The following is a 21,003-nucleotide window of genomic DNA, read 5'->3' as shown; positions in this document are numbered from 1 at the left end:
CGCGGCGCCCTCGGGGGCGTGCGAGAACTCCGCCGGGCCGCGCGGTGGTCGCTGGGAGAGTGCGACTGCGCCATCACCCATCCGTATCGATCTTGGCGAATACCGCCGACGAGATCGGTCGGCGGTCTGGAATTACTTGGCCGCCCCTCAGCCGGTGCCCCTTCCCATTGACCGGTCGCGGTCACACTAAATTTCACTATCAATGGTTCCGCTGATGCCGGTCAAGCGGAACTTATTGATGGACTGGATCGCTTCGTACGATTCAATGGAATCAGCTACATAAATTCACGTTGCCTGGGTAAAGTCATGGGGAAGCGAAGTTCGTATGTCCTGCGGGAGATTTTCATGAAGATCGGTGTCATCGGCGCCGGGAATATCGGCGGCAACCTCACCCGGCGGCTCAGCGCGCTCGGTCATGAGGTGTCCGTGGCCAACTCGCGCGGCCCCGGGACGCTGACCGCCCTGGCAGAGGAGACGGGCGCGACCCCCGCCACCGTCACCGACGCCGTCCGCGGCGCCGAGGTCGTGGTGGTCGCTCTCCCCCTGAAGAGCGTGCCCGACCTGCCCTCGGGGCTCTTCGACGGCGCGTCCGGCGACCTGGTCGTCATCGACACCGGCAACTACTACCCCCGGCCCCGCGACGGCCGTATCGCCGGCATCGAGGACGAGGAGCTGACCGAGAGCCGCTGGACCGAGCGCCAGCTCGGCCGCCCGGTCGTCAAGGCGTTCAACGGCACCTACGCGGAGGACCTGTTGAATGCGTTCCGCCCGGCGGGCTCGCCCGAGCGGCTCGCCCTGCCGGTCGCCGCCGACGACCCGGCCGCGAAGAAGACCGTCCGGGCCCTCATCGACGAACTGGGCTTCGACACCGTCGACGCGGGCTCCCTCGACGACTCCTGGCGCCAGCAGCCGGGCACCCCGGTGTACGGGCTGCAGGCCGGCGCCGACGCGGTCGCCCGAGCGCTGTCCGAGGCGTCCCCCGAGCGCCCGGCGGAGTTTCGCGGCTGAACCCGCCTTCGGGGTGGAGAACGCCGAGGTCTTCGCCGCGTGGCCGGACGGCCTCATCGGCCCGGTCGTCACCACGTGACGCGCATGCTCTGCAGGCCGTAGACGATGTCGTTGCGCTTGAACTCGGACTGCGCCAGCGGTTCGGCCGGCCGGAGCTCCGGTATGCGGCGCAGCAGCGTGGACAGCGCGACCTGGAGCTCGATCCGGGCCGGGTGCCGGCCGATGCACACGTGTGCGCCGAAGCCGAATGCCAGGTTGGTGCGGACCTGTCGCCCGAGGTCCAGGGTGTCCGAGGACGGGAACACGCTCTCGTCCCGGTTGCCGGAGGGGACGGCCGCGACCAGCCACTCGCCTGCCTTCACCTCGATACCGCCGATGGTGACGTCCTGGGTCGCATAGCGGGGCAGACCGAACTGGATCACCGACAGATAGCGCAGCAGCTCCTCCACGGCGGTACCGATCAGGTCCGGATCGGCCCGCAACTCGGCCGGCTTCCCGGGGTTCTCCAGCAGCATCAGCATGCCCAGCGTGATCATGTTGGGTGGTCTCGTGCCCGGTGACCAGCAGCAGCACGCTGAGCGTGGCCAGCTCGCCCACTTCCAGCGGCCGGTCGGTATCGTTGCTCCGGGCGATCAGCCGACTGAGCAGATCGCCCTGTGGTTCGGCGATCCGCTGCCTGATCAGCTCGCCGAGATACGCCTCCAGCCGCTGGCCGGCCGCGCCCCGGCTGATCTCGTCCGCCTCGAAGCTCATCAGCACCTGGCTGTCGAGCTGGAACATCTCGTGGTCCTCGTACGGCACCCCGAGCATCTCGCAGATCACCTTCGAGGGGATCGGCAGGGCGAAGTCCCGCACCAGATCGGCACCGGCCCCGGCGGGCATCGCGTCGATGTGCTCGTCGGTGATCTTCTGGACGCAGGGTCGTAGCGCCTCCATCTTGCGGACCGTGAACTCCCCGATCAGCAGCCGCGCGTGCTCCTGGCCGTCCAACTGGATCATGAAGCCGGGAAGCGGCTCGTGCCCGTCGTACGACGGCAGCATGTGGTCCGAGCCGGCGGCGCGGGAGCTCAGACTTCGGTCCGCGAGCATGTGCCGCATGTCCTCGTACCGGCTGATCAGCCAGGCGTCCATTCCGGCAGGGCAGTGGACCGGCGTCATGGGTTCCTCGGCGCGCAGCCGGGTGTAGATCTCATCGGGGTCGAAAGGGCAGGATTCCGGTCTGCCGCCCGGGAAATCGGGAATCTCGGCGCCGGCGGCACGGTGGATGTTCGCCACGGTGAAAGGCTCCAGAATGGCGGGGTCGCTGGGATTTCCTGCGTCCATGGCAGCATGAATCCTGAGCGAATTCTGATATTCCTGCGGAGGCGTCCTGGCTACTGCTAATGAGTCGGCCGACACAAGTCAAACTCATTCTGTCGATCTAGCACATCGCACTTTGTGATCCAGTCCGACCGCAGCGCTTCATGGGCCTGGGCGATCCAATGCATCGACATAATCATCTTGACCGTGAGAATGTGACTCCTCGATAGTGTGAGAGCAATCATTCGACGTGAAAAGGTGGTCCGGCATGACACAGGGCCTGCGTGTGCCCGTCAATGAGTTTCTGCGGCGGCTGGAGGCGTACGACTTTTCCGGTGCCCTGGCGCTGTGCACCGAAAAGGCCGTCGTATGGCAGAACGACGGTGAGGGGGAGGTGGCGATGAGTGACCGCCTCGACCATTTCAAGTCCTTTGTCGCCAACGTCGACTCCCTCCGGTACGAGGTGACCCGACAGGTTCACAACGGGAGCGAGCTTTTCCAGCAGCATGTGCTGCGCCTGAATCTGGCCGACGGTTCCTCCGATGAGGTCCACGCCGTGGTGTATTTCCGGTTCGAGGACGATCACATCGACCGGATCGAGGAGTACGTCTACACCGCGCCGGAGGAGAACGCGCGGTGACGCCGCCCACGGCGGACACTCACACGGTCTGCGGAAGCGTCGCGTGACCTTACGCCCGCCGGGAGGCAGGACTTCGGTGCAACGCATCCGGTGCGGGGCGTCCGTCCCCGCCGGGACGATCCGGTTCTCCCCGGACGAGTGAGGTACCACTCCCCGGTCCCGCGCTGCCCCGGGCCGACGCGGGACCGATGTCGCCGGCGCCCGCTGACGACCGGTCGGCGTCTTCGGCCGCGTCGACGCGGTGCCGGACGGCCGTCAGACCAGGCTCTGGAGCACGGCAGGGTCGTACGCGACCGTCCACTCCAACTCGCCGCGGAGGGCCCGCGCCGCCCAGTCGGGGTTGGCCAGCAGCGACCGGCCGACCGCCACCAGGTCGAACTCGTCGCGCTCCAGCCGGGCCAGCAGTTCATCGATGCCGGTCGTGTCGGACGGCGTGGTGAAGCCCGAGGTGAAGTCGCCATCGCCGTACTGCCGGACCATGCCGACCGAGCCGACCGTGACGGCGGGCTTCCCGGTGAGCTTGCGGGCCCAGCCCGCGAGGTTGAGGGAGCTGCCCTCGAACTCGGGGAGCCAGTAGCGGCGACTGGAGCCGTGGAACACATCGACCCCGGCCTCGGCCAGCGGCACCAGCAACTGCTCCAGCTCGCCGGGGTTCCGCGCGTTACGGGCGTCGTAACGGCCCAGCTTCCACTGGGAGAAGCGGAAGAAGACCGGGAAACCCGGGCTGACGGCCGCGCGGACGGCCCGTACCACCTCGGCGCCGAACCGAACGCGGGCGGCGGGGCTGCCGCCGTAGCCGTCCGTACGCCGGTTGGTCTCGCTCCACAGGAAGCTGTCGATCAGATAGCCGTGGGCGCCGTGTACCTCGACGCCGTCGAACCCGAGCCGCTCGGCGGTCCGCGCGGCCTCCGCGTAGGCGGCGACGGTGTCGTCGATGTCCCGCCGGGCCATGGCCACACCGGCCGGCCCGCCGTCCAGCCCTATGCCGGACGGGCCCTCGGCGGGCGGCTCGGTGGCGGTACGTGTGAGCCCCGTGTGCCAGAGCTGCGGAATGATCCTTCCGCCTGACTCGTGCACCCGGCGTACCACATGGGCCCAGCCGGTCAGCGCCCGTTCCCCGTGGAAGTCGGGCACGTTGTCGTAGGCCCCGGCAGCGGGGCGGTCGATGTAGGTGCCCTCGGTGATGATCAGTCCGGCCTGGTGGGCAGCCCGCCGGGCGTAGTACTCCGCCACATCGGGACCCGGCACCCCGTCGGGGGACGCGGTTCTGGTCATCGGGGCCATGACGATCCGGTTGGGGACCGTGAGGCTGCCCACGGTGAACGGTTCATCGAGACTGGCCATCGTTTCCTTCCGAGTCGAATGCGGACCGACGAAGGATTTCCGGTGGGGAAGTACTTCGGTCACGCTTGGATAGTGCCCGATCGACGGCGTCTTTGGCCACACCGCCCTGATGGAAAATAACAGATCTGCACGAGCGGACTCCTGCATTGCATGATGCGATGCACTGCAACGAAATTATTGGGTTGACCCGGTGCACGAGGGCGACGACAGTTGATCCCGTGGCTTTGCATCACGGGGGCAGTTGGTGCGCTACTTATTTCGTTATCGCAGCCAGGGAATTCCGGCACGATGCGTGCTGTTCCCAGGGCTGCCCGAGAAAGAAAGAGCGGAACCCGTATGACGAGCCATGGCCGTTCTCTCGCGCCGCCCGTTGGGGAGCTGGAAGGCAAGCGGGCCGTGGTCACCGGCGGCAGCCGCGGGATCGGCGCCGCGATCGTGCGCAACCTCCTCGATGCCGGTGCCACCGTGGTCACCTCCGCTCGCAACCCGGACGAGGGGACGCCGTCCGGCGTCACCTTCGTCAAGGCCGACCTCAGTACCTCCGACGGGGTGCGCGAGTTCGCCGACGCCGCGCTGGAGACGCTCGGCGGCGTGGACATCGTGGTCAACAACGCGGGTGGCTGCCGTTCCTTCCACAGTGTGCTGGACCTGGAGAAGGACTGGCAGTACACGATGGACATCAACTTCCTGGCCGCGGTCCGGCTCAACGCGGCCCTGGTGCCCTCGCTGCGCGAGAGCGGCGGCGGGGTCGTCCTGCATGTCTCCTCCATCGCCACCATCGCGGCCTACCCGATCCTTTACCACTACGCCGCCGCCAAGGCCGCGCTGGAGACGTACAGCAAGGGTCTGGCCGCCGAGCTGGCGACGGACGGCATCCGGGTCCTCTCCGTGTGCCTGGGCAATGTGGAGACACCCGCCTCGAAGATCGCGCGCGGACAGGCGGTCGAGTATTTCGGCGGCGTGGCCGACCCGGCCGGCCTCGAAGCCCTCGCCGGGAACTGGGCTGCGGAAATTCCGCTGGGGCGGCTCGGCGCGGCCGAGGACATCGCCGAAGCGGTCGGTTTCCTGGTCTCCCCACGCGCTTCATGGATCACTGGAAGCAATATCGTCATTGACGGCGGAAAGACGGCCGGACTTTCCTGAACGCCGGGATCTTGCCCCGTCATTCGCGAATAAAGGAATCCGCCCCTTCCTTTCCTCGATGAAGGAATCCGACCAGCTTTTTTAGAGGCGGGGAACCGGCCCGTCCGTGCGCCGGAGAAACCCGACCTCAGCACACGTAGTCCTGGAAGGACCGACACCATGACCGAGACAGCTGCGGGCGGCCTCCGGGCGTATCCGTTCGGACCGATAACCCGACTCGACATCGACCCGAATCTGGTCGAGATATGCAGTGAGCAGCCTGTGCTGCGGGTGCGTCTGCCCTTCGGCGGCGACGGCTGGCTGGTCACCCGGCACGCGGATGTCCGGACCGTGCTGGCCGACCCGCGCTTCAGCCGGGCCGCCGCCGTGGGCGACCATGTGCCCCGCACGGTCGCGGTCGGACTGCCCGCCACCTCGATGCTCAGCATGGACCCGCCGGATCACACCCGGCTGCGCCGCCGGGTGGCGAACGCGTTCGCCACCCGCCGGCTGAAGACACTGCGCCCGCGCGTCGAGGAGATCGTGAACGGCTTGCTCGACACCATGGTGGCCGCCGGCGGCCATGCGGATCTTACCCAGGCCCTCACCTGGCCGCTGCCGATCACCGTGATCTGCGAGATGCTGGGCGTGCCCAAGGCCGACCACGACCGGTTCACCGAGTGGGTGGACGGCCTGCTGATGCTCTCCGACCCGGAGCAGTCCGCCGCGGCCCGGGAGCAGCTTTGTGGATACCTCGCCGATCTGATCGCGCGGCGCCGTACGGCCCGCACCGAGGACCTGCTCGGCGAGCTGGTCGCGGGGGAGGAGGAAGAACCGCTCGGCGAGGGTGAACTCGTCGGCCTCGGAGTGAGCCTGCTCTCCGCCGGTCAGGAGGCCACCGCCAACCAGATCGGTAACTTCGTCTACACCCTGCTGACCCGGCCCGGCCTCTGGCGGCGGCTCGTCGACGATCCCGTGCTCATCCCCGGTGCGGTCGAGGAACTCTCCCGGTTCATCCCGATCAGCGCCACCGCCGGCTTCACCCGGATCGCCACCGAGGACGTGGAACTGGGCGGGCAGATCATCCGGGCCGGTGACGCGGTGGTCGCCGAATTGGGCATGGCCAACCGCGACCCCGAGGTGTTCGAACGCCCCGAGGAGATCGACTTCGGGCGCGAGCGGGTCCCCCATGTCACCTTCGGATTCGGCATCCACCACTGCCTCGGTGCCCAACTGGCCCGGATGGAGCTGAACGTGGTGCTCGAAGTCCTGGTCCGGCGGCTGCCCGGACTCCATCTCGCGGTCGAGTCCGACCAGTTGGCCTGGCGGACCGAGCGCCTCGTTCGGGGCGTGGCCGCACTTCCGGTCGGCTGGTGAGACACCCCGCCGTGCGCCCGGCACCGTGACATGTGCCGGAGCCGGCTTCGGCAGGGGCGCACCGCCGGGACGTCCCGGCGCCCACCCGCTCGCATATGACCCGGCGACCTCGCCGCAACGCCAAGGGAGAGCTGTTCATGGCAGAACCACAGGACGCGAGCACCGCGGCCGCATCCGAGCCGGGCCGGGGACTCGCCGAGGTTCTGGCGTCCGTGGACCTGGGCGAGGCGCTCGCTGAGGTCATGGCGGCCATCTTCGAGAACCACGGGGACCTCCCGGCCCTCGGCGAACGCGCCGTGGACCCGGCGACCGGACAGCTGCTGCCGCGCTTCGACACCCTCACCTACCGCGAACTGTGGGCGCGGGTCCGCGCCGTCGCGAGCCGGTGGCACCACGACCCGGAGTACCCGCTGCGGCCGGGCGACCGTATCTGCACCCTGGGTTTCACCGGTGTCGACTACGCGACCCTCGACCTGGCCTGTATCCATGCCGGTGTGGTACCCGTCCCCCTCCAGTCCAGCGCGCCGCTGTCGCAGCTCGGGCCGATCATTGCGGAGACCGAACCGCGTGTCCTCGCCGTCAGCGCCGAATATCTGGAGGTCGCGGTCCCGGCCGTCCTGGCGGCGCCCTCCGTCCAGCGGCTGACCGTGTTCGATCAGCGCCCCGGACCCGAGGGGCGGGACGCGCTGGAGGCCGCCCGGCGGCGCCTCGCCGAGGCCGGCCGGCCGGTGGCTGTGGACACCCTGGCCGAGGTGATCGACCGCGGACGCCGACTGCCGCCCGCGCCCCTGTTCACCGCCGCCCCCGGCGAGGACCCGCTGTCCCTGCTCATCTACACCTCCGGCAGCACTGGCGCCCCCAAGGGCGCCATGTACACCCAACGGCTGGTCGGCACCGCCTGGTACGGGTTCAGCTACGGGGCGGCGGACACGCCTCCGGTCAGCGTGCTCTATATGCCGCACAGCCATCTGGCCGGCCGCTACGCGCTGATGGGCTCCCTGGTCAAGGGCGGTGTCGGCTACTTCACCGCGCGCAGCGACCTGTCCACGCTGTTCGAGGACATCGCGCTGGTGCGTCCCACCGAGTTGACCGCGGTCCCCCGGATCTGCGACATGCTGTTCGAGCGGTACCGCGCCGAACTGGACCGGCGGGCCGGGGAGCCCGGCGATGTCGAGGCGGCGGTCAGAAAGGACCTCCGGGAGAATTTCCTCGGCGGCCGGGTCGCCAAGGCGTTCGTCGGGACTGCCCCCGTCTCGGGCGAGATCGCGTCCTTCGTCGAGTCCTGTCTCGGCTTCCACCTGTACACCGGCTACGGCTCCACGGAGGCCGGCGGGGTCCTCCTGGACACGGTGGTGCAGCGCCCGCCCGTCATCGACTACAAGCTCGCGGACGTTCCCGAACTCGGCTACTACAGCACCGACCTGCCGTATCCGCGAGGCGAACTGCTGCTCAAGTCCAAGACACTCATTCCTGGTTACTACAAGCGCCCCGAGCTGACCGCCTCGATCTTCGACGAGGACGGCTACTACCGGACCGGCGACGTCTTCGCCGAGACCGGGCCCGACCGGCTGATCTACGTCGATCGCACCAAGGACACCCTGAAGCTGTCCCAGGGGGAGTTCGTGGCCGTCTCCCGCCTGGAGGCGGTCTTCGTGGGCGGCCCGCTGATCCGGCAGATCTATGTGTACGGCAACAGTGAGCGTGCCTATCTGCTCGCGGTGGTGGTACCCACCGCGGACGCGCTGGCCGGGTGCGGAGGCGACCTCGCGTCCCTCAAGTCGCTGCTCGCGGAATCGCTCCGGCGGACCGCCAAGGAGGCCGGCCTCGACTCGTACGAGATCCCCAGGGACTTCCTGATCGAGGCCGAGCCCTTCAGCATCGAGAACGGTCTTTACACGGAGAGTCACAAACTGCCGCGCGTCCGGCTCAAGGAACGCTACGGTGCCACTCTCGAACGCCTGTATGACGAGCTGGCCGAGGGGCACGCCGAGCAGTTGCGCGAGGTACGGCGGTGCGGGCCGGACCGGCCGGTGGCGGAGACCGTCAGCCGGGCCGCCCAGGCGCTGCTGGGCTGCGCGGACGCCGAGCCGAGCGCCGACACCCACTTCACCGACCTGGGCGGGGACTCGCTGTCCGCGCTCTCTTTCTCCCGGTTGCTGGAGGAGATCTTCCAGGTGGAGGTTCCAGTCGGGGTGATCATCAGCCCGGCCCACGATCTGAGACGGGTCGCCGGATACATCGAGGCGCGGCGCCGCGCCCGCGCCGGGTGCCCCACGTTCGCCACCGTGCACGGCGAGCACAGCACCGAGGTCCGCGCCGCCGACCTCACCCTGGAGAAGTTCATCGACGCCGCCACACTGGCCGGGGCGGCGGAACTGCCGCGTTCCGACGGCCCCCCGAGGACCGTCATGCTGACCGGAGCCACCGGCTACCTCGGCCGGTTCCTGTGCCTGGAGTGGCTGGGCCGGCTGGCGCCCGCGGGCGGCAGGCTCGTCTGTGTCGTGCGCGGCGGCGACCCGGCCGCCGCCCGACGCAGGCTGGAGGAGAGCTTCGGCAGCGGTGACACCGAACTGTCCCGGCGCTTCCGCGACCTGGCCGAGGGAACCCTGGACGTCCTCGCGGGGGATGTCGGCGAGCCGCTGCTGGGACTGGAGGAGAACACCTGGCGCACCCTGGCCGAGACCGTGGACCTGGTCGTCCATTCGGCCGCCCTGGTGAACCATCTGCTGCCCTACAGCCAGTTGTTCGGCCCGAATGTGGCCGGCACGGCCGAGGTGATCCGGTTCGCCCTCACCGCACGGCTGAAGCCCGTCTCCTATGTGTCGACCGTCGCCGTGGGCCTCGGGACCGCAGGCGGTTCCCTGGACGAGGACGCCGACATCCGAGACATCAGGCCGGTACGGCACCTCGACGAGAGCTACGCGGGCGGCTACGCCACCAGCAAGTGGGCCGGTGAGGTCTTGCTCCGGGAGGCGTACGACCGGTGCGGTCTGCCGGTCGCCGTCTTCCGGTCCGACAACATCCTCGCGCACAGCACACACCCCGGGCAGCTCAATGTGTCCGACACCTTCACCCGTCTGATGTTGAGCCTGCTTGCCACCGGTGTCGCGCCGGGCTCGTTCTACGGCGACGGCGACGGCGGCGGCGCACGCGCGCACTACGGCGGACTGCCCGTCGACTTCACCGCGGAGGCCGTCACCGTGCTGGGCGCGCCGGCCACTTACGGCTACCGGATCTTCAACGTGGTCAACCCGCACGACGACGGTGTCTCGCTGGACACCTGTGTCGAATGGCTGATCGAGGCCGGCCATCCGGTCCAGCGGATCGATGACCACGCCCAGTGGCTCACCCGCTGCACGGTCGCGCTCCGGGCCCTGCCGGAACGTCAGCGCAGGCACTCGCTGCTCCCGTTGCTGCACGCCTTCGCCGAGCCGGAGACGCCGCCGGGCGGTTCAGCACTTCCCGCCGAGCGGTTCCGCGCCGCCGTACGCGCCGAAAAGGTCGGATCCGACGGGGACATCCCCCATCTGTCGGCCGACCTGATCCGGAAGTACGTCACGGATCTACGGCTGCACGGCCTGCTCTGAGAACTTCTGTGCGGCCCGGCGGGGGTCCGGGCCGCACGGAAGCGGTGTCCGCTGCTCGGAGCCACTCGGTCCCGTGGTCCGTGGCGGTGGTGTCACCTGCGGCCACGATGACCGTCTGCGCCGGATGGGCGAGCGGGTGGCCCGCCCCGGACAAGACGCCGAGCGCGGCGGCCGTCCCCAGCAGCGAGAGGCACAGGGCGGTTCTGGCGGCGGCGAGGAGATAGCTGACAGGCCCGGGGACTTCCAGGCGGTCGAAAGCCCCGGGAGCCGATTGCCCCTGAGTCCCTCGCAGGAAGAAAATGACTGGACGTAAAGTCCGAAAAGGTGCACACATCTTTTGAGGGCGCCTCGTTAGGGTGATTCGCAGAGATTCGGGATGTGGCCGGTCGTGCCGACTTCTGCCGTCGCCGGGGCCGAGCCAGCCGTGAGACGTGCCGATGCTGAGCCAGAGGGGTGCGGTGTGCCGTCGTCGATGGAGGCGTTGGAGGCCAGGCGGGCTGAGGCGCAGGCGAGGCCGAGCGGCTGCGTGAGCAGATCGCTGGTCTGTCGGAGGAGTTGTCGCGCGCGGAGAAGCAGCTGACGCGGCTGCAGATCGCGCGGGAGACGGTGGAAGAGGTGCCTCTGCCAGCAGCAGGAGTTCATCTGCAACCACCAGACGCGTTAACGCGACCAGACCATACCCACCGACTGATCGACAGCACTCTCAGAAGATCTGCACCCAAGTTCGAGTGTTACCCTCCAGGAGGTTTTCGCCGGATGCGTGCTATGACCGATCAGTTGGGATTCAGTCTCACCCAACTCCAGTACTTCGTGGTCTCCGCCGAACTCGGCAACATATCCGAGGCTGCGGAGAGACTCTGTACCTCGCAGTCGACGGTGTCGTCGGCCGTACGCCGCCTCGAACGCCATCTCGGCGTCCAGTTGCTGCTTCGCCACCATGCCCGGGGGGTGAGCCTCACCCCCAGCGGGCGCCACCTCTTGCACGAAGCCCATTTACTGCTGAGGCAGGCCAGAAGCCTCAAGGCACAGAGCGACTCCCTGGCGAGCGATATCACGGGTCCCCTCGATGTCGGCTTCTTCTATCCGATCGCCCCGTTCCTCCGGCCGCTGGTCTGCCGGCTGATCGAAAAACGCCATGGGGTGCTCCAGTTGAACGTGCACGAGGAATCCGCCGAGGAAATCCTGAAATTCCTGCGGGCTGGCCGATGCGAGATGATCGTGACCTACGACTTCCTGGCGGAGGAATCCGTTTTCCACCCGCTCGTCGAGCTACCGGTCCATGCCCTCGTGGCCGAGGACGGTCCCGGGGCCGATGACGGTCGGGTCTCACTGGGCGAACTGGTCGCCCGGCCCCTTGTCACCCTGGACTCCCCACCGCTCCTCCGCCACTTCGAGAAGCTGTGCGTCGACGCGGGCGTCGCGATGCCCCCGGTGATCAGGACGACGACGCAGGAGACCATGCGTGGGCTCGTGGCCGCCGGCTTCGGATTCGCATTGATGTACCAACGCGCCTCGCCGGTCACCACGTTCGACGGCCGAAGGGTCCGCGCGGTCGACATCGTCGACGACCTGGCCTCGTCGTCCCTCGGTGTGGGCATCATGCCCGGATCCGCCATGAGCGGTCGCGCCAAGGCATTCCTCAGCGTGCTGCGCTCGGTGATCTCGGTCGGTTACGACGTGACCCCGCAGCCGGGCCCGGACGACACACCCGCATCCCTGTGGACACGGTGAGCGGTGGACCGATGAGCGGCGTCCCGGCGAGCCACAGGCTCATGGTGGAACATCCGTGGGTCCGGCGCTTACGGTCCCGCGACACGTCCGTGCTCGTCGCCGCGGTCAGCGACGAGGCCACTCTCCGCGAGGCCCGGCTCCAGATCGGCGTCGGCGCCGTCGGCCGGGCGATGGAGACCGCCCGGCCGACGGACGCGACCGCCCCGGCCCGGTCCGCGGGACCGTCCAGGATCCCCGACGATCTGACCGCCCGCTGCGCTGAGGCGCTCGCGCTCCCCTTCCTCCGATCCCTGGCGGGATTTCCGATCGACGACCTTCCGGACGTCATCGGCCAGTCCGTCCGCGAGTGCATCCGGCAGAACCTGCCCGTGGGTCTCTCGACCCTGTGGGCCCGGGGGTCGAAGGTCAGCGGAGACCCCCTGCTGCTCCGGCGGTCGCGCCGCGCCGCGGCGCCCCGGACGTCCTGGGCACGCGGGGGCGCACATCGCGGCGGGCCTGCCGGGGGAGGGGACCGAGGAATTCCGGACCAGTCACCGCCAGGCCGGCGAGACGGCCGAGCTGATCCGCGCGGCCGGTCCCGGCGCCGTCGTCCGGTCGTCGCCGTACAACTACGCCGATCTGGAGCTGGTCATTCTGCTGAGATCGCTGCGGGATCGCAGCGCCGCGTCCGGCCACCGTGAACTCGGACCGCTGGCCGACGACGGGATGTCCGAACCGAGGGCCACCGTCAAGTGCTACCTGGACACGGAACGCGGTATGTCCGCCGTCGGCCGGCTGCACATCGCCAAGAGTCGCGTCGCCTACCGGATGCGGAAGGCGGAACACCTCCTGGGCCGGCCGGTCAAGGACAACTGCCTGCGGTTGCAGAGCGCGCTACTGCTGTTCGACGTACTCGGCCCCGCCGCCCTCGCCACCACCGCGGACAGCGGGTCCCGGGCATGGTCGTACGCCGTTGCCGCACCGGCATCGGGGACGTGAGACCGAGGACGCCTCGGAGATCCGGTGGAGACCACCCTTGTCGCCACCAGGAAAAGATGTTTCCGAAAAGCCGATCGGGTTTTTCGGCCGATGTACCGCCGTGACGGGTAGTTCGGCGGATTCTGTTCTGGGAGACGCTATGCCATTTGCAGTTCTCTTCCCCGGGCAGGGGGCGCAGGCCCGGGGAATGGGCGGGGATTTATTCGACCGCTATCCCGGACTCACGGAGTTCGCCCGCGACCTCCTGGGATACGACCTCGTCGCGCTCTGCCGGGACGACCCGGACAACGTCCTCTCGCGGACGGAGTACACCCAGCCCGCGCTCTTCGTCGTCAACGCCCTGCACTTTTTCGAGAGGGAGCGCCGGGAGGAGCGCCGGGCCGACTGCTACCTCGGGCATAGCCTCGGCGAGTACAACGCCCTGCTGGCCGCCGGAGCCTTCGACTTCGAGACCGGTCTGCGACTGGTCAAAAAGCGCGGTGAACTCATGGCGGCGGCCTCCGGCGGCGGTATGACGGCCGTACTGGACCTACCCGTGGAGAAGCTTCTCGACGTCTTCCGGCAGGACGGGGTCGAGGCGGTGGACCTGGCCGGCCTCAACACCGACACCCAGACCGTCGTCGCGGGCCCCGCCGAGGCACTGCGCACCGCACACGCGGCGCTGGCACGCCGGGGGGTGCGCTTCGTCCCGCTGCGGGTCGGCGGGCCGTTCCACTCGCGGTACATGGACCCGGCCCGTATCGAATTCGAGAAGTATCTGAAGACCTTCGCGTTCGGGGAACTCCACACACCGGTGATCGCCAACGCCAACGGACTCCCGTACCGGGAGAGCGAAATCGTCCGGACGCTCTGCGATCAGCTTGTGCAGCCGGTCCGTTGGTCCGACAGCGTGCGCTTTCTGCTGGACGGCGGTTCCCCGCTGGAATGCGAGGAAATAGGCGGGCGGTCCCTGCTGAAAATGGTGTGTCAGATCAGTGAGGGTCTTCCAGCCTGTCGGTGAGGTCTGGCAGTTGGCCGGTCCTGCAATATGAAGAAGCTCCTGGTGGACGGTGTCTCGACCAAGATCCACCGTGTCCCACCAGGAGCTTTGCTTGCTTGTCTGTCCTTCCCCGACCTCTCGGCTTCGCTCGAGCGGGGGAGGCCCCATTCGATCGATCTGTCCACCCGCACTCTGCGGTATCCGGCCGGGCAACTCGCCTCCCGCAGGCGGGAGATCGGCATGCGGTGGAGGCGGCTGACCACGGGCCGTCAGGCCCTGCTCGCCCTGGCGCGCCTACGGTGCGGTGACACCTGCGCCCAGCTCGCGGCCGGGTTCGGCATCGGGCTCGCTACCGTCCACCGCTACGTCCGCGAGGCGATCGACGTCCTGGCCGTGCTCGCACCGACGCTCGACGAAGCGATGGCGACGGCCCGCACGAAGGCGTACGTCATCCTCGACGGCACCGTGCCGCCGATCGACCGGATCGCCGCCGACCGGCCCCACTGCTCCGGCAAGAAGCGGCATCACGGCATGAACGTCCAGGTGCTGACCGATCCGTTCGGCCGGCTGCTGTGGGCCTCACCCGCGCTGCCCGGCGCGACACACGACCTGACGGCGGCACGCGAGCGTCGAGAGCGGACTCAGCGAAAGGCGCCTGACGGATGAAAACCCAGGTCAGGCGCCTTTTTCCGTGCGTCTAGAAGAAGCCCAGCTTCTTCGGCGAGTACGACACGAGGAGGTTCTTCGTCTGCTGGTAGTGCTCCAGCATCATCTTGTGGTTCTCCCGGCCGATCCCGGACTGCTTGTATCCGCCGAAGGCCGCGTGCGCCGGGTACGCGTGGTAGCAGTTCGTCCAGACCCGCCCCGCCTGGATGGCGCGGCCCGCCCGGTACGCGGTGTTGATGTCACGCGTCCACACGCCGGCCCCGAGGCCGTACAGGGTGTCGTTCGCGGTCCCGATCGCGTCGTCGAAGTCGGAGAAGGGCGTGACCGCCACGACCGGGCCGAAGATCTCCTCCTGGAAGACCCGCATCCGGTTGTTGCCCTCGAAGACGGTGGGCTGGACGTAGTAGCCGCCTGCCAGCTCCCCGTCGTACTCGATCCGCTGACCACCGGTGAGGACCTTCGCGCCCTCCTCCCGGCCGATCTCCAGGTACGAGAGGATCTTCTGCAACTGGTCGTCGGAGGCCTGCGCGCCGATCATCGTGTCCGTGTCCAGCGGGTGCCCGGCCACGATCTGCTCGGTGCGGGCGATGCCCGCCTCCAGGAACTCGTCGTACAGTCCGCGCTGGATCAGCGCGCGTGACGGGCAGGTGCAGACCTCGCCCTGGTTGAGGGCGAACATGGTGAAGCCCTCGAGGGCCTTGTCGCGGAAGTCGTCGTCCTCGTTCCACACGTCGTCGAAGAAGATGTTGGGCGACTTGCCGCCGAGTTCCAGGGTCACCGGCCTGAGGTTCTCGGAGGCGTACTGCATGATCAGCCGGCCAGTCGTCGTCTCGCCGGTGAAGGCGATCTTCGCGACGCGCGGGCTGGAGGCGAGGGGCTTGCCGGCTTCCGTGCCGAAACCGTTCACGATGTTGACGACGCCCGGCGGCAGCAGGTCGGCGACCAGCTTCAGCCATACGTGGATGGAGGCGGGGGTCTGCTCGGCCGGTTTGAGGACCACCGCGTTGCCCGCCGCGAGCGCCGGGGCCAGCTTCCACGTCGCCATCAGGATCGGGAAGTTCCACGGGATGATCTGCGCGACGACGCCGAGCGGCTCGTGGAAGTGGTACGCGACCGTGTCGTCGTCGATCTCGCCGAGCGAGCCCTCCTGGGCGCGCAACGCACCGGCGAAGTAACGGAAGTGGTCGATGGCCAGCGGGATGTCGGCCGCCAGGGTCTCCCGGACCGGCTTGCCGTTGTCCCAGCTCTCGGCGACCGCGAGCTCCTCCAGATGGGCCTCCATCCGGTCGGCGATCCGGTTGAGGACGTTCGCGCGGTCGGCTGCCGACGTGGCTCCCCAGGCGGGCGCGGCGGCGTGCGCCGCGTCCAGGGCGAGTTCGACGTCCTCGGCCGTGCCGCGGGCGATCTCGGTGAAGGGGCGGCCGTTGACGGGGCTGGGGTTCTCGAAGTACTGACCGCGGGCGGGCGGCACATACGCGCCGCCGATCCAGTGGTCGTAGCGGGACTCGTACGAGACGATGGCGCCCTCGGCACCCGGCGCGGCGTAGCGGGTCATCTCTGTGGCCTCCCGGATCCGGTGCCGTCCGCCGTTGGACGGCCCTCGGCGCCGAGGGTAGGCAGCGGTACGTTGCAACCCCGTTGCACGAGTCGTGGAGCGGCTAACGCTGCTCGGCGTCCAGCGTCCGGACCCTGGCGAGCAGCGCCGGGCGCCGGGAGGCGGGCGCGGCCGCGGCGAGTGCCCGCCAGGCCGGGAGGTCGTCCTCGCCCCAGGGGCTGTACACCCAGTCGGCCAGCAGCCCCGGGTCGCCGCGCGCGATGAGCGCCGCCCGCAGCTGTTCCTCCAGCCGGTGCCGCAGCCGGACGACGGACGGGGCCCGCGAGGCCGGGAGCAGCGGCCCCGGGTAGGCGCCGAGCGCCGCCGCCACCGCACCCGACGCCAGTCTGCGCGCCACCGTGTCGAAGTCCGCGTCGACCGGGGCGGAGAGCCGGTAGGGACGGGAGAGCAGGAGGTCCGGGCCGAGCAGCCGCCGCAGCCTGGAGAGTTCGGCGCGCAACGTCACCGGGGTCACCGACTCGTCCTCGTACAGCTCGACGAGGAGTTCGTCGCCGCCGATGCCCTCGGGGCGGCGGGCCAGCGCCACCAGGATCTCGCTGTGCCGTCTGCCGAGCCGGATCCTGCGGCCCTCCGCCACCAGCAGCGCCTCGTCCCGGCCCAGCGCGCTGAGTCGCATGTTCCCGCCGGTCGGCGCGGGGGCGAGCAGCGCGAGGTGCGACTCGGCGGCGCGCGCCACCGCCTGCACGAACGCCAGGCTGTGCGGATGCGCGAGCCTGTCCCCGCCGGTGATGTCCACGGCACCCAGGACCCGGCCCGTGTGCGGGTCGTGCAGCGGCGCCGCCGCGCAGGTCCACTGCTGCACCGGCCGCAGGAAGTGCTCGGCGGCGAAGACCTGCACCGGGCGGTCCACGGCGATGGCCGTCCCCGGCGCGTTGGTCCCGGCCGCCGCCTCGGCCCAGCGGGCGCCCTCCACGAAGTTCATCCGGTCGGCGGCCCGCCGGGTCACCGCGGCCCCCTCGACCCACAGCAGCCTGCCCTGTGCGTCGCACACCGCGAGCAGGTGCTCCCCGTCCGTCGCGTAGGCGCCCATCAGCTCGCGGATCACCGGCATGGCGGAGGCCAGGGGGTGCCCGTCCCGGTACGGCCCGAGGTCGTCCGGGCCCAGCTCGACCAGGGCCGCACCGTCCGGGCTGACCCTGGCCCGCGCCGAGCGCCGCCACGACTCGCCGACGACCGGTCTCACCGGCCGTTCCAGCCGGCCCGCCGTGGTGAACACCTCGTGCGCGCGGCGCAGTTGGCCGATCCGCTCGCCGGGATCCGTATCGGCCGCCAGTGCCACCCAGGGATCCGTCAACTCACCCTCCCGTCCAGGGGCGTCGTGAACCCCCCATCGTCGTCGCAGTCGGCCGCCGCGACAACTCCGGCGCGCGGGACGATCGGCCCGGGCGGCGAGGGCGCGTCAGCCCGCCGAGTACAGATTGACGAGGCGGATGTAGCGCACCCAGTCCCAGTTCGGACCGGGGTCGGTGTGGTCGCTGCCGGGGACCTGGGAGTGGGCGAGGATGTGGGCCCGGTCCTTCGGGATCCCGTACCGGTCGCACACCGAGGCGGTCAGCAGGGCCGACTTCTCGTACATCGCGTTGGTGAAGTACGACGGCCGGTCCACCCAGCCCTCGTGCTCGATGCCGATGCTGCGCGTGTTGTAGTCCCAATTGCCCGCGTGCCAGGCGATGTTCTTCTCTCGTACGCACTGCGCGACGTAGCCGTCCGACGAGCGCACCACGTAGTGCGCGGAGACCTGTTTCGCCGGGTTCTGGAAGATCCCGATCGTGTCCGAGTACGTCTCCTGGGTGACGTGGATGATCACGTACTGGACCGGATAGGACGAAGGCCGGCTCGACGTCGTGTAGTTGGAGGTGGAGGCCGGGTTCCAGTGGGCGAGCGGGTAGTCCGTGTCGCCTGCGGCGGTGGCGGCCGTGGCGCGGGCGGAGGCCGGGAGCAGGGCGGCGGCGGCCGTCGCGGCGGCGCCCTGGAGGATCCTTCTGCGGTGCATGAACACTCCTGTGTGGGGGACGGGGAATGCGGTCAGGGACGGGACAGCGGTGCCGCGGTCTCCCTCAGATGGCGGTGGAGCCCGCGATGGGGATCACCCGCGGGCAGCCATTCCTTGCGGATCTTCGCCACACAGGTGTAGTTGGTGTCGCACACATTGGCCAGCGGTGCCTCACCGGCCTGACTGACCAGTTGGTAGGCGTCGAGCTCGGACAGCCCGTAGTCCCGCGCCAGCCACTGCACGAGGTCGAGTTGCGAGATGCGGAAGGCGTCCTCGAGCGGGCGCGCCGAACCGGTCGACATCAGATGGGTGTCGGACTCGATGCGCGGCCACGGCGTGGTGACGCCCTTCAACAGCTCGACCAGCACCACCGTGTTCATGGCGCACTCCACGGCGACGCCACAGGTCTCGCCCTCGCCCTGGCGGGCATGGCCGTCCCCCAGGCTCAGCAGCGCCCCCTCGACGTTGACCCCCAGGTAACAGGTGACGCCCGCCCTCATCTCCGGCGTGTCCATGTTCCCGCCGTGCGCGTCGGGCACCAGCGCGGACCGCACCTCCAGATTGGCCGGGGCCACCCCGACCGTGCCGTGCATCGGATCCATCGGCAGCTCCACCTGGATGTCGCTGTCCCGGGCGCTGAACAGGCAGGTGCGGCGGGCCCGGTCCAGCTGCCACATCCACACCACTTCGGGCAGTGGGGGCTGGAGCGAGGCGGTGGTGTGGGTGGAGGTGAGCGCCCCGAACAGGGGAACGGTCGTCGAAGCGGCCCAGTCCCGGGCCGGTTCGATGGACACGAAGTGCACCGCGACGGTGTCGCCGGGCTCCGCGCCCACCACGTGGAACGGGCCAGTCTGCGGGTTGAGGAAGGGGAACTCGCAGACCTCGGAGACCAGGTCCCTCTCGGAGCGGACCCGGCCGGCGAAGCAGTCCTCCGTGTACAGGTCGAGGAAGGTCCCAGGCTCGATGCGGGCGATCGGTGCCGCCCCGCCGAAGGTCCAGGCGTACTCGCCGTCCTCGGGGCGGACGGTCAGGACACGGGGGTCACTCATCGTTGCACTGCTCCTGTCCGAGCTGCCCGGCGGGCGCCGGGTCGTCGTCGAGATGGATCCGTCCGGTCTGCGCCACCCGCTCCGGATGCCGGCGCAGCAGCACCGCCAGCACGACGATCCCGATCAGCATCCAGACGCCGACGACCGGACCGGCGTAGGAGACCGGCGCGCTGAGTTCGGAGACGAAGTCGAAGGCCGGTATGCCCGCGGCCGTCAGCAGCGCGGGCACGAACGCCGCGATGCCCAGCACCGGGAAAACGAGATGGAGCACGGGGTTGAACGCGTCGCGCCGTCGGCGCAGGAAGTACCCGGCGCAGGCCAGGTTCACGACGATGTACACCCCGATGATCACCGTGACGATCACGGTGGCCAGCAGCACGAACGCCGTCACCGGGTCGTAGCCGAAGCCCAGCCCGAGCGCCGCGCCGACCGCGATCACGAACTGCACGGCCACTCCGGCGACGGGGGAGCGGCGGCGCGGGTGGAGCCTCGCGAAGGCCCGGGGGAACACCCCGATGCGGCCGAGGGCGAACGCCGTCCTGGTCGACACGTTGGCGGACGCGTTGGCGTTGGCCACCGTCGAGTTGACGACGGCGAGGAAGAGCAGCACCCAGAACAGCCCGAACGAGGCACGGGCCACCCCTTCCCAGGAGGCCGCCCCCGAACCGCCGAATCCGGCGAATTCGTCGGGCCCGAAGTACACGGACATCGCGTACGTGGTGAGGACGTACACCAGGCCGATGGAGACCGCGGCGCCGAGCACCGCGCGCCGCATGGTGCGCCGGGGGTTCTTCGTCTCCTCGGCGAGCGGGGCCGCGGCCTCGAAGCCGGCGAAGGCCAGCACCGTGTAGACCGATCCGGCGAAGATTCCGCTGATGCCGTCGAAACCGTCCGCCGTGTGCGAGGTGCCGAACACCGAAAGGGTGTTGTCCGAGCCGGCCTGCCCGATCAGCAGCACGGCGAAGACGACGAAGACGAGCACCTCGAAGACGCCGAGCACGGTGCCGAACCGGGCGGAGGCCCGCACACCGAAGTATCCGGCGAGCGCGATGACCACGGCGCCCAGCAGCGACCACGGCCACCACAGGTCCGCCGGGTAGGAGGACCACTCCTGGTGCAGGGTGCCCGCCGTCGTGAAACCGAGCTGGAGCAGCAGCAGTGCGGGCACCAGGGCCTCGACGAAGACGTAGCCCCAGCCGACGAGGAAGCCGACGGCCGGGTGCAGCCCCTGGGCGGAGTAGGTGGCGACGGACCCGGCGGCCGGCAGGTGGCGGGCCAGCTCCGCGACGCACGACGCGGTGAACAGGCATGCGACCAGGGCCACCACCACGGACAGCGGCAGACTGCCGCCCGCGAACGCGGCACCGGCCGGAATCGACGCGGCGATGGCGGCGGCGGGTGCCATCGCCGTGATGCTCTGGAAAAGGACCTCGCGCAGCCCGATGGCGTCGCGCAGCAGCCCGCTGTCCGAATCCCCCGACACTCTGTGGCTCCCTCTGTCCGCTGACCGGAATGCGTTGTCCGAAGTACGGCCGAGCGTCTTGCGCGCCCTACCGTACGGGCGCGGCGAGGGCGGGGGGAAGACGGCAGGGAACGAAATCGGTTCCGCGGACGG

General features: G+C 69.4%; 17 protein-coding genes and 1 pseudogene. 11 read left to right on the top strand and 7 right to left on the bottom strand.

What is annotated here, in order from left to right; all coding sequences use genetic code 11:
- The first annotated feature begins 345 nt into the window (after positions 1–345).
- Positions 346–1,008 (top strand): NADPH-dependent F420 reductase, encoded by a 663-nt coding sequence (locus tag ABZZ04_RS27980; RefSeq protein WP_356934993.1) that lies wholly within the window; start codon positions 346–348, stop codon positions 1,006–1,008.
- A gap of 68 nt (positions 1,009–1,076) precedes the next feature.
- Here the strand turns inward: ABZZ04_RS27980 and ABZZ04_RS27975 are convergent, their stop codons facing one another.
- Positions 1,077–1,544, bottom strand: coding sequence for a cytochrome P450 (locus ABZZ04_RS27975; RefSeq protein WP_356934992.1), 468 nt, complete (start codon positions 1,542–1,544; stop codon positions 1,077–1,079).
- Here ABZZ04_RS27975 and ABZZ04_RS27970 point away from each other — a divergent pair.
- From ABZZ04_RS27970 to ABZZ04_RS27960, 3 genes are all read left to right on the top strand, one after another.
- Complete coding sequence (locus ABZZ04_RS27970; RefSeq protein ID WP_356934991.1) at positions 1,537–1,935, top strand: hypothetical protein; 399 nt, start codon at positions 1,537–1,539, stop codon at positions 1,933–1,935. The two genes, ABZZ04_RS27975 and ABZZ04_RS27970, sit on opposite strands and share 8 nt — an antisense overlap.
- A gap of 19 nt (positions 1,936–1,954) precedes the next feature.
- Positions 1,955–2,194, top strand: a complete 240-nt coding sequence (locus ABZZ04_RS27965; protein WP_356934990.1) for a hypothetical protein — start codon at positions 1,955–1,957, stop codon at positions 2,192–2,194.
- Positions 2,195–2,575: 381 nt separating this feature from the next.
- Positions 2,576–2,947 carry a nuclear transport factor 2 family protein gene (locus tag ABZZ04_RS27960; RefSeq protein WP_356934989.1) on the top strand — a complete coding sequence of 124 codons (372 nt, stop codon included), beginning with the start codon at positions 2,576–2,578 and terminating at the stop codon, positions 2,945–2,947.
- A gap of 255 nt (positions 2,948–3,202) precedes the next feature.
- Here ABZZ04_RS27960 and ABZZ04_RS27955 read toward each other — a convergent pair whose 3' ends face one another.
- The gene (locus ABZZ04_RS27955) at positions 3,203–4,291 is read right to left on the bottom strand and encodes an NADH:flavin oxidoreductase (RefSeq protein WP_356934988.1); all 1,089 of its coding nucleotides are present in this window, start codon (positions 4,289–4,291) and stop codon (positions 3,203–3,205) included.
- A 336-nt stretch (positions 4,292–4,627) separates the two neighbouring features.
- Between ABZZ04_RS27955 and ABZZ04_RS27950 the strand changes: the two genes are divergently transcribed.
- The 7 genes and pseudogenes from ABZZ04_RS27950 to ABZZ04_RS27920 form a co-directional block, all read left to right on the top strand.
- Positions 4,628–5,434: an oxidoreductase gene (locus ABZZ04_RS27950; protein ID WP_356934986.1), complete on the top strand. Its 807-nt coding sequence runs from the start codon at positions 4,628–4,630 to the stop codon at positions 5,432–5,434.
- 159 nt (positions 5,435–5,593) lie between these two features.
- Positions 5,594–6,790, top strand: coding sequence for a cytochrome P450 (locus tag ABZZ04_RS27945; protein WP_356934985.1), 1,197 nt, complete (start codon positions 5,594–5,596; stop codon positions 6,788–6,790).
- A 137-nt stretch (positions 6,791–6,927) separates the two neighbouring features.
- Positions 6,928–10,377 (top strand): carboxylic acid reductase, encoded by a 3,450-nt coding sequence (car, locus tag ABZZ04_RS27940; protein WP_356934984.1) that lies wholly within the window; start codon positions 6,928–6,930, stop codon positions 10,375–10,377.
- A 765-nt stretch (positions 10,378–11,142) separates the two neighbouring features.
- Complete coding sequence (locus ABZZ04_RS27935) at positions 11,143–12,108, top strand: LysR family transcriptional regulator (protein WP_283855567.1); 966 nt, start codon at positions 11,143–11,145, stop codon at positions 12,106–12,108.
- 756 nt (positions 12,109–12,864) lie between these two features.
- Positions 12,865–13,086 carry a hypothetical protein gene (locus tag ABZZ04_RS27930; RefSeq protein ID WP_356934983.1) on the top strand — a complete coding sequence of 74 codons (222 nt, stop codon included), beginning with the start codon at positions 12,865–12,867 and terminating at the stop codon, positions 13,084–13,086.
- 139 nt (positions 13,087–13,225) lie between these two features.
- Complete coding sequence (fabD, locus tag ABZZ04_RS27925) at positions 13,226–14,086, top strand: ACP S-malonyltransferase (RefSeq protein ID WP_356934982.1); 861 nt, start codon at positions 13,226–13,228, stop codon at positions 14,084–14,086.
- Between the two features lie 171 nt (positions 14,087–14,257).
- Positions 14,258–14,692: pseudogene (locus tag ABZZ04_RS27920) on the top strand (transposase family protein); the annotation flags it as partial.
- Between the two features lie 70 nt (positions 14,693–14,762).
- Here ABZZ04_RS27920 and adh read toward each other — a convergent pair.
- The 5 genes from adh to ABZZ04_RS27895 form a co-directional block, all read right to left on the bottom strand.
- Complete coding sequence (gene adh, locus ABZZ04_RS27915; RefSeq protein WP_356934981.1) at positions 14,763–16,286, bottom strand: aldehyde dehydrogenase; 1,524 nt, start codon at positions 16,284–16,286, stop codon at positions 14,763–14,765.
- 103 nt (positions 16,287–16,389) lie between these two features.
- Entirely contained in the window at positions 16,390–17,640 is a 1,251-nt protein-coding gene (locus tag ABZZ04_RS27910; protein WP_356934980.1) for a GAF domain-containing protein, read from the bottom strand.
- A gap of 105 nt (positions 17,641–17,745) precedes the next feature.
- Positions 17,746–18,339, bottom strand: a complete 594-nt coding sequence (locus ABZZ04_RS27905) for a peptidoglycan recognition family protein (protein ID WP_356934979.1) — start codon at positions 18,337–18,339, stop codon at positions 17,746–17,748.
- Positions 18,340–18,371: 32 nt separating this feature from the next.
- A complete protein-coding gene (locus ABZZ04_RS27900; RefSeq protein WP_356934978.1) occupies positions 18,372–19,388 on the bottom strand; it encodes an acetamidase/formamidase family protein in 1,017 nt (338 codons plus the stop codon).
- On the bottom strand, positions 19,381–20,871 hold the full coding sequence (locus ABZZ04_RS27895) for an APC family permease (RefSeq protein WP_356934977.1): 1,491 nt from the start codon (positions 20,869–20,871) through the stop codon (positions 19,381–19,383). The genes ABZZ04_RS27900 and ABZZ04_RS27895 overlap by 8 nt, the downstream gene beginning before the upstream one ends.
- Positions 20,872–21,003 lie beyond the last annotated feature (132 nt).

This window comes from Streptomyces sp. NPDC006435 (genome assembly GCF_040612315.1).
Taxonomy (GTDB): domain Bacteria; phylum Actinomycetota; class Actinomycetes; order Streptomycetales; family Streptomycetaceae; genus Streptomyces.
The sequence above is the reverse complement of the archived record's forward strand: the minus strand, read 5'-3'. Positions and strand labels throughout refer to the sequence as shown.

Bases quoted from the DNA above. Each gene is read 5' to 3' on its own strand.
- ABZZ04_RS27980 (WP_356934993.1), top strand. From the start codon at position 346: ATGAAGATCGGTGTCATCGGCGCCGGGAATATCGGCGGCAACCTCACC.
- ABZZ04_RS27975 (WP_356934992.1), bottom strand. From the start codon at position 1,544: ATGATCACGCTGGGCATGCTGATGCTGCTGGAGAACCCCGGGAAGCCG.
- ABZZ04_RS27960 (WP_356934989.1), top strand. From the start codon at position 2,576: ATGACACAGGGCCTGCGTGTGCCCGTCAATGAGTTTCTGCGGCGGCTG.
- ABZZ04_RS27955 (WP_356934988.1), bottom strand. From the start codon at position 4,291: ATGGCCAGTCTCGATGAACCGTTCACCGTGGGCAGCCTCACGGTCCCC.
- ABZZ04_RS27950 (WP_356934986.1), top strand. From the start codon at position 4,628: ATGACGAGCCATGGCCGTTCTCTCGCGCCGCCCGTTGGGGAGCTGGAA.
- ABZZ04_RS27945 (WP_356934985.1), top strand. From the start codon at position 5,594: ATGACCGAGACAGCTGCGGGCGGCCTCCGGGCGTATCCGTTCGGACCG.
- car (WP_356934984.1), top strand. From the start codon at position 6,928: ATGGCAGAACCACAGGACGCGAGCACCGCGGCCGCATCCGAGCCGGGC.
- ABZZ04_RS27935 (WP_283855567.1), top strand. From the start codon at position 11,143: ATGACCGATCAGTTGGGATTCAGTCTCACCCAACTCCAGTACTTCGTG.
- ABZZ04_RS27930 (WP_356934983.1), top strand. From the start codon at position 12,865: ATGTCCGCCGTCGGCCGGCTGCACATCGCCAAGAGTCGCGTCGCCTAC.
- fabD (WP_356934982.1), top strand. From the start codon at position 13,226: ATGCCATTTGCAGTTCTCTTCCCCGGGCAGGGGGCGCAGGCCCGGGGA.
- adh (WP_356934981.1), bottom strand. From the start codon at position 16,286: ATGACCCGCTACGCCGCGCCGGGTGCCGAGGGCGCCATCGTCTCGTAC.
- ABZZ04_RS27905 (WP_356934979.1), bottom strand. From the start codon at position 18,339: ATGCACCGCAGAAGGATCCTCCAGGGCGCCGCCGCGACGGCCGCCGCC.
- ABZZ04_RS27900 (WP_356934978.1), bottom strand. From the start codon at position 19,388: ATGAGTGACCCCCGTGTCCTGACCGTCCGCCCCGAGGACGGCGAGTAC.